14 protein-coding genes, 1 tRNA gene and 3 pseudogenes are annotated in these 14,619 nt (G+C 49.1%); 10 read left to right on the forward strand and 8 right to left on the reverse strand.

Features of this window, described 5'->3' with window-relative positions:
- Window positions 1-7: 7 nt before the first annotated feature.
- From BJJ97_RS09825 to BJJ97_RS09855, 7 genes and pseudogenes are all read left to right on the forward strand, one after another.
- Window positions 8-1,219 carry a glycosyltransferase family 4 protein gene (locus tag BJJ97_RS09825; RefSeq protein ID WP_095995350.1) on the forward strand — a complete coding sequence of 404 codons (1,212 nt, stop codon included), beginning with the start codon at window positions 8-10 and terminating at the stop codon, window positions 1,217-1,219.
- A gap of 1 nt (window position 1,220) precedes the next feature.
- A complete protein-coding gene (locus tag BJJ97_RS09830) occupies window positions 1,221-2,333 on the forward strand; it encodes a glycosyltransferase family 4 protein (RefSeq protein WP_095993828.1) in 1,113 nt (370 codons plus the stop codon).
- Between the two features lie 2 nt (window positions 2,334-2,335).
- Window positions 2,336-2,743 (forward strand): hypothetical protein, encoded by a 408-nt coding sequence (locus BJJ97_RS09835; RefSeq protein ID WP_039483767.1) that lies wholly within the window; start codon window positions 2,336-2,338, stop codon window positions 2,741-2,743.
- Window positions 2,744-2,781: 38 nt separating this feature from the next.
- On the forward strand, window positions 2,782-4,176 hold the full coding sequence (locus BJJ97_RS09840; protein WP_095993829.1) for a DUF4832 domain-containing protein: 1,395 nt from the start codon (window positions 2,782-2,784) through the stop codon (window positions 4,174-4,176).
- Window positions 4,177-4,202: 26 nt separating this feature from the next.
- On the forward strand, window positions 4,203-4,703 hold the full coding sequence (locus tag BJJ97_RS09845; RefSeq protein ID WP_039461785.1) for a serine acetyltransferase: 501 nt from the start codon (window positions 4,203-4,205) through the stop codon (window positions 4,701-4,703).
- A 206-nt stretch (window positions 4,704-4,909) separates the two neighbouring features.
- On the forward strand, window positions 4,910-5,203 hold the full coding sequence (locus BJJ97_RS09850; RefSeq protein ID WP_095993830.1) for a type II toxin-antitoxin system TacA family antitoxin: 294 nt from the start codon (window positions 4,910-4,912) through the stop codon (window positions 5,201-5,203).
- Between the two features lie 56 nt (window positions 5,204-5,259).
- Window positions 5,260-5,689: pseudogene (locus BJJ97_RS09855) on the forward strand (GNAT family N-acetyltransferase).
- 401 nt (window positions 5,690-6,090) lie between these two features.
- On the opposite strand, the gene BJJ97_RS09860 reads toward BJJ97_RS09855, so the two are convergent.
- The 4 genes and pseudogenes from BJJ97_RS09860 to BJJ97_RS09875 form a co-directional block, all read right to left on the reverse strand.
- Entirely contained in the window at window positions 6,091-6,906 is an 816-nt protein-coding gene (locus BJJ97_RS09860) for a toll/interleukin-1 receptor domain-containing protein (protein WP_095993831.1), read from the reverse strand.
- Between the two features lie 100 nt (window positions 6,907-7,006).
- A pseudogene (locus BJJ97_RS09865) lies at window positions 7,007-7,257 on the reverse strand (CcdB family protein).
- A 59-nt stretch (window positions 7,258-7,316) separates the two neighbouring features.
- The gene (gene ccdA, locus BJJ97_RS09870; protein ID WP_095993832.1) at window positions 7,317-7,535 is read right to left on the reverse strand and encodes a type II toxin-antitoxin system antitoxin CcdA; all 219 of its coding nucleotides are present in this window, start codon (window positions 7,533-7,535) and stop codon (window positions 7,317-7,319) included.
- 14 nt (window positions 7,536-7,549) lie between these two features.
- Window positions 7,550-7,798 (reverse strand): helix-turn-helix domain-containing protein, encoded by a 249-nt coding sequence (locus tag BJJ97_RS09875; RefSeq protein ID WP_010299606.1) that lies wholly within the window; start codon window positions 7,796-7,798, stop codon window positions 7,550-7,552.
- 18 nt (window positions 7,799-7,816) lie between these two features.
- Here BJJ97_RS09875 and BJJ97_RS09880 point away from each other — a divergent pair.
- Window positions 7,817-7,948 (forward strand): annotated as a pseudogene (locus tag BJJ97_RS09880) (helix-turn-helix domain-containing protein); the annotation flags it as partial.
- 248 nt (window positions 7,949-8,196) lie between these two features.
- Here BJJ97_RS09880 and BJJ97_RS09885 read toward each other — a convergent pair.
- A tRNA-Phe gene (locus BJJ97_RS09885) sits at window positions 8,197-8,272 on the reverse strand.
- Window positions 8,273-8,584: 312 nt separating this feature from the next.
- Between BJJ97_RS09885 and BJJ97_RS22375 the strand changes: the two genes are divergently transcribed.
- Both BJJ97_RS22375 and BJJ97_RS09890 read left to right on the forward strand, forming a co-directional pair.
- Window positions 8,585-8,716 carry a hypothetical protein gene (locus tag BJJ97_RS22375; protein ID WP_262252947.1) on the forward strand — a complete coding sequence of 44 codons (132 nt, stop codon included), beginning with the start codon at window positions 8,585-8,587 and terminating at the stop codon, window positions 8,714-8,716.
- A gap of 231 nt (window positions 8,717-8,947) precedes the next feature.
- Complete coding sequence (locus BJJ97_RS09890; protein WP_095993833.1) at window positions 8,948-11,101, forward strand: ornithine decarboxylase; 2,154 nt, start codon at window positions 8,948-8,950, stop codon at window positions 11,099-11,101.
- A 60-nt stretch (window positions 11,102-11,161) separates the two neighbouring features.
- Here BJJ97_RS09890 and ansP read toward each other — a convergent pair whose 3' ends face one another.
- The 3 genes from ansP to BJJ97_RS09905 form a co-directional block, all read right to left on the reverse strand.
- Window positions 11,162-12,613, reverse strand: coding sequence for an L-asparagine permease (gene ansP / locus BJJ97_RS09895; RefSeq protein WP_095993834.1), 1,452 nt, complete (start codon window positions 12,611-12,613; stop codon window positions 11,162-11,164).
- A 311-nt stretch (window positions 12,614-12,924) separates the two neighbouring features.
- Window positions 12,925-13,665: an SDR family oxidoreductase gene (locus BJJ97_RS09900; RefSeq protein WP_095993835.1), complete on the reverse strand. Its 741-nt coding sequence runs from the start codon at window positions 13,663-13,665 to the stop codon at window positions 12,925-12,927.
- Between the two features lie 79 nt (window positions 13,666-13,744).
- Window positions 13,745-14,374, reverse strand: a complete 630-nt coding sequence (locus tag BJJ97_RS09905; RefSeq protein ID WP_039483806.1) for a TetR/AcrR family transcriptional regulator — start codon at window positions 14,372-14,374, stop codon at window positions 13,745-13,747.
- Window positions 14,375-14,619 lie beyond the last annotated feature (245 nt).

The following is a 14,619-nucleotide window of genomic DNA, read 5'->3' on the forward strand; positions in this document are numbered from 1 at the left end:
AGGTATGATGAAAGTTTTATTGGTCAATAAATTTTTCTATATTAAGGGCGGCGCTGAAACGGTTTATTTTCAAGAGATTGATATGTTGAAAAAGGCTGGCGTTGACGTTATCGCTTTCTCTATGCAGCATGAAAATAACTTCCCGTCAGACTACGCGCCCTATTTTGTCGGTAATGTGGATTATCATCAAAACGGCAGTGCGATTGGGGCAATTAAAACCGCGGTTAACTTTATTCATAATGCTGAGGCATGTAAGAAATTGCTGGTGTTATTGCGTAAAGAAAAGCCGGATATTGTTCATTTTCACAATATCTACCACCAGCTCACGCCGTCGTTGATTAAAATTGCCCGTCAATTTGGGTGTAAAACCGTGTTAACGGCTCATGACTACAAGATTATCTGCCCTTCGTACACCATGCTGCGCGATGGCAAAGTCTGTGACGCTTGTTTAACCGGTTCGGTATTTAACGCTTTTAAATATCGGTGCCAGCAAGGTTCTGCATCGAAAAGTCTGCTGCTTTCGTTAGAAGGTGCCTGGCAGAATATTGCCAAAAACTATCAGGCGCTGGATGTGATCGTTTCGCCCAGCGAATTTCTGCGTAACCAATTAATGCGCAAGCTGCCGAATGTTCGTATTGACGTGATTGTGAACGGCATTAATGACAGCCTGCCGGCGGAGGATGTTAAAGACGACGGTTATTTGCTGTTTATTGGTCGCCTGAGTAGGGAAAAAGGCGTTGCTACGCTTGCCAGGGCGCATCAGCAAATGCGGAATAAAATTCCGTTAAAAATTGCGGGCAGCGGGCCGCTGTATAACGATTTGGTCGCGCAATTTCCGCATGCGGAATTCCTGGGTTATAAACAGCAGGGCGAAGAACTTAACCGGCTGATTAAATACGCACGCGCGGTGGTGGTTCCTTCCGAATACTATGAAAACTGTTCAATGTCGGTACTGGAGTCGATGGCATTCGCTAAACCAGTGGTAGGCGGGCGTATTGGCGGTATACCTGAACAAATTCGCGATAAGATAGACGGCATTTTATTCGAACCCGGCAATGTGCAGGCATTAGCCGATGTGCTGGATGACCTGACGTTGAATCCGCAAAAAGCCAGAGAAATGGGATTAAATGCGCGCCAACGTCTTCGCGAAAAATATTCATTACGTAAACACACAGAATCTCTATTGGCGCTTTATCGGGAAATATTAATCGAAAAATAATATGACTACGAAAATTACCGTTCTGGGAACACGTGGTATTCCAAACGTGTTGGGTGGTGTGGAAACACATTGCCAAAATTTATATCCGACGATTAAACAGCAATTCGACGTGGATATTTGTGTTCTCGCACGTTCGCCTTATGTCAATTATAAAAAATCACAATATCGAGGCGTGATGACTCGCGCTTTACTGTCGCCGAAAAAGCGTTCATTAGAGGCTATCGTTCATTCGGTGCTGGCGGCATTTATCACCTGCTTTGATCAGTCCACGGTGGTGCATGTTCACGCTATTGGTCCGGGCCTGGTGGTGCCGCTTTTACGTTTGCTGGGTAAAAAAGTGGTTTTTACTCATCATGGCCCAGACTATGACCGCCATAAATGGGGATTCCTAGCAAAGAAGATTTTAATGCTGGGTGAAAAGGTCGCAGTGAAATATGCCAATGAAGTGATTGTGATCTCCGAAGTGATTAATAATATGATCAAGCAGAAATATGGACGCGATGATGCCCATCTTATCTATAACGGTGTGAATCTACCCCAGCGACTCACTGCGGACGTTATCAATCAGATATTGGCGCGTTTTTCTCTTCAGCCACAACACTATTTGGTTGCGGTTGGCCGCTTCGTGGAAGAAAAAGGCCTGCATGATCTTATCGCGGCCTATCGGCAATCGGGTGTCACGATGCCACTGGTTTTGGTTGGCGATGCCGATCACCCCACTGCGTATAGCATGCGATTAAAACAGTTAGCCCATGAAACCCCGAATGTGATCCTGACCGGATTTTTAAACGGCCAGGAACTACAAACTATTTTCTCACAGGCTAAACTCTTTGTGATGTCGTCATATCATGAAGGGTTACCCATTGCGTTACTGGAGGCCATGTCATTCTCATTGCCTGCCGTGGTCAGCAATATTCCAGCCAATCTGGAGGTAAAATTAGCGCCAGAAACTTATTTCAATGTAGGAGATGTGGCGGATTTATCCGAAAAAATCACGTTGCGCTCTAAATCGTTATCTGTTGATTACTCTGAATATTTACAAAGGTATAATTGGCAACAAATCGCGGAACAAACGATGGCCGTTTACACCGCAGTAAATAAATCAATAGGTTAATAGTGAATGAATCGAATAAACGCCCGTTAGTCATTGAGCGCTTCTATGAAGCCCTTGATGGAAAAACCGATACAGAACTGACCTCGGAACAGCGGCTGGCCGTTGAGCAGGCGGTGCTGTCGATTACGGCATCTTCAATGCATTGGGTCGACGTGCGTAAGAGTTTCCCTTTTTTTAACAAGCGCTATTACTTCGTTTTTTTGTTCGGTCTGGATCACCGCAAGCGTCCACGCAAAGAGTCAACGCTATCTCGCATACTGCTGACTGCGTTGATCCTGTTTACTGGCTTTTCCTGCATGCTTGCGGCGCTATTGATGCTTTACATGATTAAGTCTGCCTTGGGTATTGATATTTTCCCACATTTCCACTTAGGAATTTGGGATTGGTGGCTCAGCCTGAAGGATCACTGACCTCCGGTTTCTGCTGATGTGGAAATAAGGAGTCATAAGTGCATTGTAAAATTATCGCTGTAGGAGGTTTGCTATTTTCTGTATTGGGTGTGGCCGATGGCGTGATGACGACCGTCACCCCCAGAGAGCTAACTGGCCCGCTAACGAACCCAGGTACTGGCGTCGCCAGCTTTAACAAGGGTAATGGTACAACGTTGTCGCTGGCTGATTATCCCGACACCGGCATTGAATATGATCGTTTGTACTGGGATGAACTCGAACCAGCAGAAGGCCAATATAATTTTCAAGCCGTGGACGCTATTTTCGAACTGGCTAGCCAGCATCAACCGCCGATGAACGTGGGGTTGCGCTTTATGGCGCTTGATGAGCCTGCCAGTGGTTCGAAGATTCCTGACTGGCTGATCCAAAAAGGCATCAAGGGCGAATGGACGCCGGACAAAAAAACCTTTGTGCCGGATCTGGACGACCCGGTGTTTATCGAATACAGCCAGCGTTTGCTTAATGCTTTTGGGCTGCGCTATGACGGTAATTCGAATTTGGCTTATATCGATATTGGGTTGGTGGGGTCATGGGGCGAGTGGCACAACACCAATTTCCCGACCATTACGCCGCTGATTGAACGCTACACATCAGCCCAGTTGGATAAGTACGTTGAAATGTATTTTGCCGCGTTTCCCAACAGCCCAAAGATTATGCTCATTAACGGCGGCGACACGTTGGCCAGCGCAGTGAAGCAAGGTGCTGGATGGCGCGCGGATTGCTGGGGAGACTGGCATAATTTTTCGACCACATGGAGCCACATGCAAGATGATTACCCGCAGCGACTGCAAAACGCGGAGGCGCTTTATCCAAATTTTAGCTCTGCGTGGCAACGTGCGCCGGTGAGTCTGGAAATCTGTGGTCATATGTCGGAGTGGCAGAGCGTGCAGCACTATACTCGTGCGCAAGTGCAGGTGGCCTTTGACTGGGCGCTGGCACAGCATGCTAGCACCATTAATCTGAAATCGCGCAGCGTGCCGACGGAATATCGGGACATTGTGGATAACGCGCTGACCAAACTCGGCTATCGTTTTCGCCTGGCCTCGTTAACTCATGAGTCTGAACTGGCACAAGGGCAGAGCCTGACATTAAACCAGCAGTGGTTTAACGACGGCGTAGCGCCCATTTATCTGAAATATGATGTGGCCTATCGTGTGGTGAATGATGCCAACACCGTAATGAGTATGGGAAAAATGGCTGATGACATCCGCACTTGGTTGCCAGGGCAGCATACCTTCGTCTACCAATTGGCGATGCCGGAAGCGCTGCCAGCCGGGCAGTATAATATTGAAATGGCGATGCTGGACGCAAAGGGAGTATCGCGAATTAATCTCGCCAACGAGGGCAAGCAAGCTGACGGTTGGTATCGAATTTCCACGGTAACGGTGCGCTGAGCACGGAATTAAGAATAGATATTCATATGCTGAAAAATATCGGCCATGTATGGTGTGAAATAAAAGCGGCGGGCAGTATTAAAGCTAAATTAGTCATACTGCTGTTTCGCCTTTCAACCATTTACCAGTCATCAAATGCGCTGCTGAAAATTATCAGCGTTCCTTTTGTTGTCCTGAATAAAGTGATTAATGAGTGGCTGTTCTGTGTGGAAATTCCGCACAGAACTCAAATCGGTTTTGGGCTGAAAATATATCATCCGCACTGTATTGTGGTGAATTCCGATGTAATCATCGGGGCGAACTGTACATTACGGCAGGGAGTCACCATTGGTAGCGTGATAAACCGTGAAGGTCATGTCACCAAAAGCCCGGTGCTGGGTAATCAGGTGGAGCTTGGTGCCAATGCCATTCTGCTAGGCGACATTACATTAGGTGATAACGTAAAAGTCGGCGCCGGAACCGTGGTAACAAAAAGCCTTGCTGCCGGAAAGGTGGTCGTGGGGTATGGAACCAGGGAATTGAATTGAGAGTGTATGCTCATTTCTATGCGAATGTCATGTGACAGCGGGTTGCCATTCTTGCTGTCTACTAAAATGATGGGCCACATACGATAAAGAAATACTCGGTTCGTTCCTTTGGTCGCAATTTCCTGCGACATCGATAAGTTGTAATGACATTAGCGTTACGTTATCTATATGATTAATATCCAAAGCGTATGCCAGAGGATAACATCATGCCAGCGACGAACAGCGTTTCTGCGAAACGCGAAACATTGAATTTACGCATCAAGCCTGCCGAACGCGACCTTATCGCTCAAGCTGCGAAGGCCAGAGGAAAAAATCGCACTGATTTTGTTCTTGAGGCTACCCGTGCTGCCGCAGAGGAAGTGTTGATTGATCAGAGCATCATCATGGCTGATCCAGACGCTTATCAGGAATTCCTCGCCCGCTTGGATCAGTCTCCTTCGCTGAATGCCGCGCTGCGTAAAACCATGCAAACTCCCGCTCCGTGGGAACAGAAAAAATGATCTCCACTCCTGAGCTTATCTAGGTCAAACATGCATTATCCTCATTCTGTTGTGGCGTGGAGTCTATGGATAACTGGCTAAAACTACGGGCGATGAAAAATCAGGTCACTGGAGCATCACGAACTTTCGTCAGTTGCGATGATTCAAAAGTGTTGGCGTATTACTCATTGGCTTCCAGCGCCGTAGCAACGAATTTCGCCCCTGGGCGTTTTCGCCGCAATATGCCCGATCTCGATCTCGATCGTGGTACTGGGACGTCTGGCTGTAGATAAATCATTGCATGGTCAGGGTGTTGGCCGAGCGCTGGTGCGTGATGCAGGACTGCGGGTGATTCAAGTTGCGAATACTATCGGTATCCGAGGGATGTTAGTTTATGCGCTATCTGATGAATCGCGGGAATTTTACCTACGTGTGGGATTTGAACCTTCTCCGATAGATTCGATGATGTTGATGATTACGTTGGGGGATTTGGTGGGGAGTTTGTGATTTGAAGTCTCCTTTAGAATGAGGGGATCTCAAAACACATTTATTAAATCGTGACAGGTAATTTAGATACTTTCTGTCTAACCATATGGATATGGTAATAAAAAATCTGGCTTGTGTTGTTACTATTGAAACGGAATGACCGCGTTTAATAACCTGTTTAAACTCTTTAATTTTAAACTATTCGGGATAAGTTCACCGCTCATGAGTGCCTATTTTTTTTGAGCTATTTTAAACGACTCAGTAGTTTCTTTAAAAAACCATAGTGATTCAGTATGTTGTTACTACAGTTCTTCCTGAACGACGATAAAGAGTCTGCAAGCATCGCAGGGCGACGCTTGGATTTACGAGTGAGGTTTTCCAGTGCCCGCCCTAGGATAGGATTGAATTGGAATTATTTGAATTTATAATTTTCTCGATAGGTTTTCAAGGGCTGATAATAAATCATTTAGCCCCCGGTTAAAGTCAGTTCTAAAATCGGCATACTTTTTAGTTCTTAATAGTTCAGGTATTTGACAATCCTGTAATAGAATTGGTAGCACATTTATGCGCCCCTTTTCAATTTCGTTCCAATATTTTATCTGCCATTCTCTTTCAACCCATTTTGAAGATACTGAGTTTTTAGAAAGAATAACAATAATGAAATCAGCATTTTGCAATCCAATAGATATTTTTTCAGGAATGCTTTCTCCGACGCTTATATCCCATTCATCCAACCACGGAATATGCCCATTTGCTTCTAAATCCATACATAATAGCTTAGCAAACGGTTTATCTTTTGATGAATGAGAGATGAAAACTTTCAATCCTGTTGGTTTATTCACGTATCGCTGCTCCACGATTTTTTCTAAAAGAGTAGTTTCAACTAAGTGAAGTTCAGAAAAATAGCTGCATAACGTTGTGTAGTTAGTCTTTTTTTTCATCAAAAAAGGAGAGCATAGACTAAATAACTCTTCCTTACGTGCCATCAGATCATTCATCGAAACATGTTCTAATGCATCATGAGAAATGGAATAATACTCTGGTGCCAAGAGAAAATCACCAAAGTAAACAATTGCTATTTGGTCTTCGTTTTCACTCTCTTCATATATATATTCGTCATCGTCAGATATTTCCTCTTCAACGGAAATGAAATCATCGTCGTCATAATATCCAATTCTTCCTTTATGTTCACCATGGATAACTTTTACTATGCCGTAATCACCTGGTCTTAATGACATAAATAAACTCCTTTTTTCTTTATTATACACACATGTATCGCGTCATTTTAATATATTTCGTTGGACAACGTTTGATTTTCTGAGCAGTATCTAATACCTCTTAAATCCCCCAAAACATAAGATTAATAGCATCCTTGATCTCATCCGCACAGTCGCTGAGGTCTGCAATCACTTCGCCAATGACTTCAACAGGAACACTCGACAGCTCAGTCGTCGTCAGCCGATAATTCTCGCCATCGATACGAAGCTTGGGGGGAGCAACGTTTTATTCACTTTCTCAGACAGGTGATGTGATTCGATAAACGGAATGACCATACGCCGCTTTGGTGTCTGGACAATATCGTTTTGTATATCGACAAACGTTTTGTAATGGCTGGCTCGTTTGTATTCATAAACAACGAATTACACGATCACCAATTCCTATTTTCATCAGCAAAGGAACCATTCTGTGCGATAAATTGGGCGACGTCTTCCATCCTTTCGCGGTTTTCCTTCTTCCACTCCTCAGCCTTGATACGGCGGGCTTCTCTGTCAATGGCATCATTCACCAGACCAGAAATAGGTACCCCGGTAGCATTGGGAATCTGATTATCGTTTTTGTCCACGGCCATGCTAATGCGGTGTTTCATTGCCGTGCTCCTCTTTAACCAAGCGCTTTATATTTTGCAGGGATCTTAGCAATAATGCTGGCGGGGTCTAGAGAAAGTAAACGGGCGATATGGATGAATTCTACGATGTCTAATCTTCTTTCCCCGTTCTCAACTTTGGCGATAAACGATTGGGGACGATCCAGCGCGAGCGCGAGATTTCCCTGCGTGATCCCTTTGGCAATGCGTGCTTCACGTAATGCCTTGATAACGATTTGATATTCATCAGAGTAAACAGAAGCCATCGATTCAACCCCATAGATAATTTCTTAACAAGACATTAGCCCAAAGGCGAAAGGTTAATTGCTTGTGCATTGGGAAAGCAGCCGGAGGATATCTGGCCGTCACGCTATCAGAGTATGAGCCCGAATCATGGGGAAGGGGAGGCGGGATAGCACGCTCGTAGAGAACCGAACCCAGTTCAGAACCCTATACCCCAAAAGCAAAAAACCAGCCGTTAGGCTGGTTTCTTTAAATTAGTGGTGCCCGGACTCGGACAAACGCCGGAGGCGTTGAACAGCGCGCTTGTCGCGCTGGCCCTGAAAGGGTGAGCCGCTTGCGGCGAATAATCGAACGGAGTTCGATGGAGAGTCCATACGCCACAAACGAAAAACCCCCGCCAAAGGCGAGGGTTAAGAATTAGTGGTGCCCGGACTCGGAATCGAACCAAGGACACGAGGATTTTCAATCCTCTGCTCTACCGACTGAGCTATCCGGGCAACGGGGCGCATTAAACCGTATTGGCCGCGTGGCGTCAACGGGTTTCTGTCACAAAGCGGAGCGCCTGCGCTATTTTCAGGCAATTGTATTATTTGCTAGCCAGTTTCTGGCGATCCTTTCAGCACGCTTAGCGTGATAACGTTTCTTCCTGATTCGTGCGGCATGTTTCGTTGCACTTTTTACCGTGTTGAGTGCGGGCTGGATTGTTGAATTTGATGAAGAATAATGCCACTATTGCGCGGTTTTTAACGTCTCGTTCACCTGAACGCCCCTTTAAGCGTAGTTAGCGTTAGCTAAAGAGGATCGCCGATATGTCAGATTCATTGCTCATGGTGCTGCACGCTCGCGCCAGTTCGTTGATGACGTCGCTGCGCGTTTCTTCTTCTCACCACTGCGCGGTTTACTTTTCTCCCCGTCGATTATCCTCCTTCACCATGCGGTGAGGCGTTCGTTCGCTCGCTGTTAGGCATGAGTAAAAATAGAGTACGCCTCTGCTTTTACTGATGTCTATCGGATGGTGCTGGCTCCAGTTTTTCCATTCTTAGCCTACAGTTTACCTGTAGGGATCATACGCTTGTCGTTATTGATTGGCATTGTGATTGGTCGGGATTGTTATCCCTGAACGGTGTCTTCCAGGCACGTACACTTACCTTTAACCGTTTGGGTTTGGTTACATGAAACAGTTAAAAATTGCGGCGAATGCAGCGGTTGCCACCCGTTTAATCACAACGCGCGAGATTGTCGCGTTGAGTCAGACCGACTTCACTGATGTGGCGGCGGTCGTGGTTTCTATTGAAGAAGCCCGTAGCGGTATTCTGTCGATATTGCAGCACACCGGTTTTAGTATTCCGGCGTTTGTCGAAGAGCCTGATGAAGATAAAGAGTTAGATGTGCTGCCTGCGGGCAGTGAATGGCTGATTCTCGATGACGAAGGCGAGCACGCGAACGTGCTGGAGCGTGCGGCGAAAGCCTATCAGGATGCGATATTGCCGCCGTTTTTCGATACGCTGACCAAGTACGTTAACATGAAAAACACGACGTTTGCCTGTCCGGGGCATCAGGGCGGTCAGTTCTTCCGTAAGCATCCGGCGGGGCGTCAGTTTTTTGAGTTTTACGGTGAGAACGTTTTTCGCTCGGACATCTGTAACGCGGACGTCAAACTGGGCGATTTGCTGATCCATGAAGGGGCAGCGAAGAAGGCGCAGAAGCACGCTGCACGCGTGTTTAACGCCGATAAAACCTATTTCGTGTTGAACGGCACCTCCTCCGCGAACAAAGTGGTGACGAACGCGCTGCTGGCGCGTGGCGATCTGGTGCTGTTTGACCGCAACAACCATAAATCTAACCATCACGGTGCGCTGATTCAGGCGGGTGCGACGCCAGTTTATCTGGAAACCGTGCGCAATCCGTTCGGCTTTATTGGCGGCGTGGATGCACACTGTTTTGATGAAGCCTATCTGCGCAAGCTGATTGCGGAAGTTGCACCGGAACGTGCCAACGAGCCGCGCCCGTTCCGTCTGGCCGTCATCCAGCTCGGCACCTATGATGGCACGATTTATAACGCGCGTCAGGTGGTCGATAGCATCGGGCATCTGTGCGACTACATTCTGTTTGACTCTGCCTGGGTCGGTTACGAGCAGTTTATCCCGATGATGGAGCAGTGCTCGCCGCTGTTGCTGGATCTGAATGAAAACGATCCGGGGATTTTCGTGACTCAGTCGGTACATAAGCAGCAGGCCGGCTTCTCCCAGACCTCGCAGATCCACAAGAAAGATACGCACATCAAAGGCCAGCGCCGTTTCTGCAACCATAAGCAGCTGAATAACGCCTTTATGCTGCACGCTTCGACCAGCCCGTTTTATCCGCTGTTCGCCGCGCTAGACGTCAATGCCAAAATGCACGAAGGGGCAAGCGGGCGTCGTATGTGGATGGACTGCGTGAAGCTGGGTATTGAAGCGCGTAAGCAACTGCTGACACGTTGTTCGCTTATCAAACCGTTCGTACCCGTGACGGTGGGCGGCGCGCTGTGGCAGGATCACGATACGGAGACGATCGCGCAGGACGTGCGCTTCTTCAACTTTGAGCCGGGCGAGAAATGGCATGCGTTTGAAGGGTATGCTGAGGATCAATATTTTATCGATCCTTGCAAATTACTGCTTACGACGCCGGGTATTGATGCGACTAGCGGTGATTATACCGAATTTGGTATTCCTGCGACGATCCTTGCCAACTACCTGCGCGAGCACGGCATCATTCCTGAAAAATGCGACATGAACTCAATCCTGTTCCTGCTAACGCCAGCGGAAGACGCTGCCAAAATGCAGGAACTGGTGAATGCGCTGGTGCATTTCGAAACGCTGATCGCCCGCGATGCGCCGCTGAGTGAAGTGCTGCCTAGCCTGTACCAGAAATACAAAGAGCGTTATCGCGGCTACCGACTGCGTCGGCTGTGTCAGGAAATGCATGATTTTTACGCGCAGCACAACGTGAAAGATCTGCAAAAAGCGATGTTCCGCAAAACCGAGTTTCCGTCCGTGGTGATGTTGCCACAGGATGCTAACAGGGAATTTGTGCGCGGGAATATCGAGCTGATTCCTATCGACGAGGCGGAAGGGCGTATCGCGGCGGAAGGGGCATTGCCGTATCCGCCGGGCGTACTGTGTGTCGTGCCGGGTGAAACCTGGGGCGGGGCGGTACAGCGCTATTTTCTGGCGTTGGAAGCAGGTATTAACCTGCTGCCGGGCTTCTCTCCGGAATTGCAGGGCGTTTACAGCGTCGCGGAAGAAGATGGCAGCAAGCGTCTGTACGGTTACGTGGTAGAACAGTAATTACCTTTCTCTTCAGCTCATGAAACTCAGGCTCGGAAACGAGCCTGAGTTTTTTCTGTCTTAACGCAGGCTGGATTCCTGCTGGTTGGCGAGCTTCACCGCTTCTCGCTGCTTTTTCAGCCCGCGCCAGCCGATAATCAGCATGATCGCCAGTACCGGAATGGTTGCAACCGTCCAGGTGCCGTTCGGGTAATCAAACGCCATCAATCCCAATACGCTCACCAGAAAAGCCAGCGTCAGCCATGATGTCACGGGCGCACCGGGCATTTTGAACGCCACCGGTTTGGCTTTCCCCTTACGAATCGCTTTACGTAACTGCATCTGGCACAGAATGATGAACGCCCAGGAGCAGATAATGCCGAGCGAGGCGATATTCAGGACGATCTCGAACACCTGCGACGGCACCACGTAGTTCAGCACCACACCGAGAATGTGGATGGCGACCGTGACCAGAATACCGGTATAGGGCACGGACTGGTTGCTCATTTTCGACAGGAAAGCGGGAGCCGAACCACCCAGCGACAGCGAGCGCAGGATGCGGCCCGTCGAGTACAGACCGGAGTTCAGGCTCGACAGCGCAGCGGACAGCACCACGATATTCATGATCGTCCCGATATAGGGAACGCCCAGCTTGCTGAAGAAAGTCACGAACGGGCTTTGTCCGGCCTGATAGGCGTTCCACGGCAGCAGGCAGACCAACAGCGCGACAGAACCGACGTAGAACAGGCCTATACGCCAGATGACGCTGTTGACTGCTTTTGGCAGCACCTGCTCTGGGTTTTTACATTCGCCTGCGGTTGTCCCGATGATCTCGATACCAGCAAAGGCAAATATCACCCCTTGAACCAGCACCAGCGCGGGCAGAATGCCGTGTGGGAACAGGCCGCCGTTATCGGTAATCAGGTGCAGGCCGGGCGTGTTGCCATCCAGCGGGCTGCCCGTGCCGAGATAGACCGTGCCGACCACCAGAAAAATGGCGATAGCCGCGACCTTTACCAGCGCAAACCAGAACTCCATTTCGGCAAACCACTTCACACCAATCAGGTTCATCAGTGTGACGATGGACAGCGCACCCAGCGCGAACAGCCACTGTGGGACATCGGCAAACGTGCCCCAGTAGTGCATGTAGAGTGCGACGGCGGTGATATCGACAATCCCGGTCATCGCCCAGTTGAGAAAGTACATCCAGCCTGCCACGTAGGAGGCCTTTTCACCCAGAAACTCACGCGAGTATGACACGAAGCTACCGCTGGTGGGGCGATGCACGATCAGTTCGCCCAGCGCGCGCAGGATGAAAAAAGAGAAGATGCCGCAAACCAGATAGACCAACGCCAGCGCTGGCCCCGCCATTTGTAGACGGGCTCCCGCGCCAAGAAACAGCCCGGTGCCGATGGAACCGCCAATTGCGATCATCTGCACATGGCGATTGCCGAGACTTTGGTGATAACCCTTTTCGTGGAGACGTTGCTCGGCGGCATGACGCTCGCCATGAGGGGAGGAATGTTCTGTCATTGGTGTCCGTGCTTTCCTGTCTGTCACGCATCTCGTGGCGACGCGTTCTCTATTATTATTTAAAATTCAAATGATTACGTTTTTGTCTGCGACGTTTTTTATAGTGCGTTGAGCGCTCTAAGCCGCATGGCAGAAAACAACGGCAGCGATGCTACCTTTTCCTGTGTTCTGTGGCAAAAAATGGATAGAAGGAAAGTGTGTCAGAGCATGATGGTGTGGGGGGACGCGAGGTACGTTAGGCGGGGAACACACTTCACCGCCCCGGTTATGTGATAAATACCGGAGCGGGATGAAGCGCAAAATATGATGGGTTACACGCCGATATCTGCGCGCGTCGGCCCCTGAAAATGGATGGCGTTGATATGGCAACTGCGCGGCTGGATGAGCACGAAACGCATGGTTTCCCATATCGAGCGGGCATTCAGCAGATGCTCGCCCATTTTTTCCCCGCTCGCGGGGCTGTGATCAAAGCCGGTGACCTCAAAATCTGGCGGATAAAACCCCGTCACGCGAATGTTTTCCTGCGCGACATGATGCGCCAGATTCTGGCTAAAGCCGCTCATGCCGTGCTTGGCGGCGAAGAACGCGGGGTGGGCGATAGAGTCGTGGAACTGCGGCACGCCGCAGACGGAAACCATCGCCAGAATATCGGCACCCTGTGAATGGCGTAAACTCGGCAATAGCGCTTTGGTGAGTAGGATTGAACCGGTCAGGCCAGAGTTGATGGTGCTGACGATATCCGCATCGGTGTCTTCCTCCCCCAATGCACCTTCCAGCCATTGCGCGGCGCTGAGCACCAGAATATCGACGGGCGTGCTGTCTTCCAGCAGCTGTGCGGAAAAATTGCTGACCGAATCAGGATTAGCAATATCGCACTGATACGCACGCGCCGTGCCGCCTTCCTGATGAATGATGTCGACGCTGGCCTGTGCATCGGCCAGTTTACGGGCGCAAAGATCGACCTTCACCCCTTCGCGAGCCAGCCAGACGGATACCGCTTGTCCAAAATCGCGACCACCGCCGGTGACAATCGCGCGTTTACCTTTCAGCATCATATGTTCCCTTGGCAACGTGTGTGCTTCCGTTGCTGCGTACCCGGCGACAGAGCGGAACGCAGCATGAATGTGTTCGTTAGGTTTTCTGTGAAGCGGCCTGTGCGGCATCTTCTTCCGCCTGCCGTAAAATGGCTTTGGCGACCCACTGCGTGACATCCTGAATGCCGTCTTCTTCCAAATGCCAGATATCTTTCAGCACCAGGAAAACCTCCGAACCATAAATAAGCGATAAGGCATAAATCACCCGCTGTTGTGCTTCCGGCGTGATTTTTCCTTCCAGCGGTTCGGTGGCAATTTTGAGCAGGCGTTTACGATTGCCGCGCGTCAGCGTATCCGTATGTAGGCGATTGGAACGGCGATCGGCCCATTGTTGCAGTGAAAGATGTAACGCTGCACGCAGCGCACCTTCATGCTCCAGCATTCTTGGGTAAGCAAAGTGCAGCAGTTCAGAAACGCGTTCACTGGCGTCCGGCTGTGTCGGGTGCCACGCCAGAATCGGGCCAAGGCTTTCGCCGACAACGGCGGAAACTAACGCACTTTGCGTTGGAAAATAGCGGTAGGCCGTTGCGCGTGAAAGCTGAGCCGCAGCGGCAACATCGGTAATGGAAGGGAATATGCCTTGATCGAACATATTCATGGCAGTATCAATTAGTAAACGACGGGTTTTAGCCCGTGTTGATGTCAGTTTTTCATCCCGTTCAATCACATAGACCTCATTGAATTTTCGGGCCGGACGCTATCGGGCAGCACGGCGTTGTCGCCTGAACTATAGCAAATTGAGTGATTCTTGTGCCACGTCAAGCTTTCTTACTGTTAATGTAATGCCATACATAACATTTTGAGACTTTTGTCTCATTTGGGTATTTAATGATTTGTCTTTCTGATACTCAAGTCTCAATATGGCGGCAAATTAATCTTTTCTGTTTTTGACTTCTTTTAATTGCTATTTAT

Source organism: Pectobacterium polaris (assembly GCF_002307355.1).
Classification (GTDB): Bacteria; Pseudomonadota; Gammaproteobacteria; order Enterobacterales; family Enterobacteriaceae; genus Pectobacterium; species Pectobacterium polare.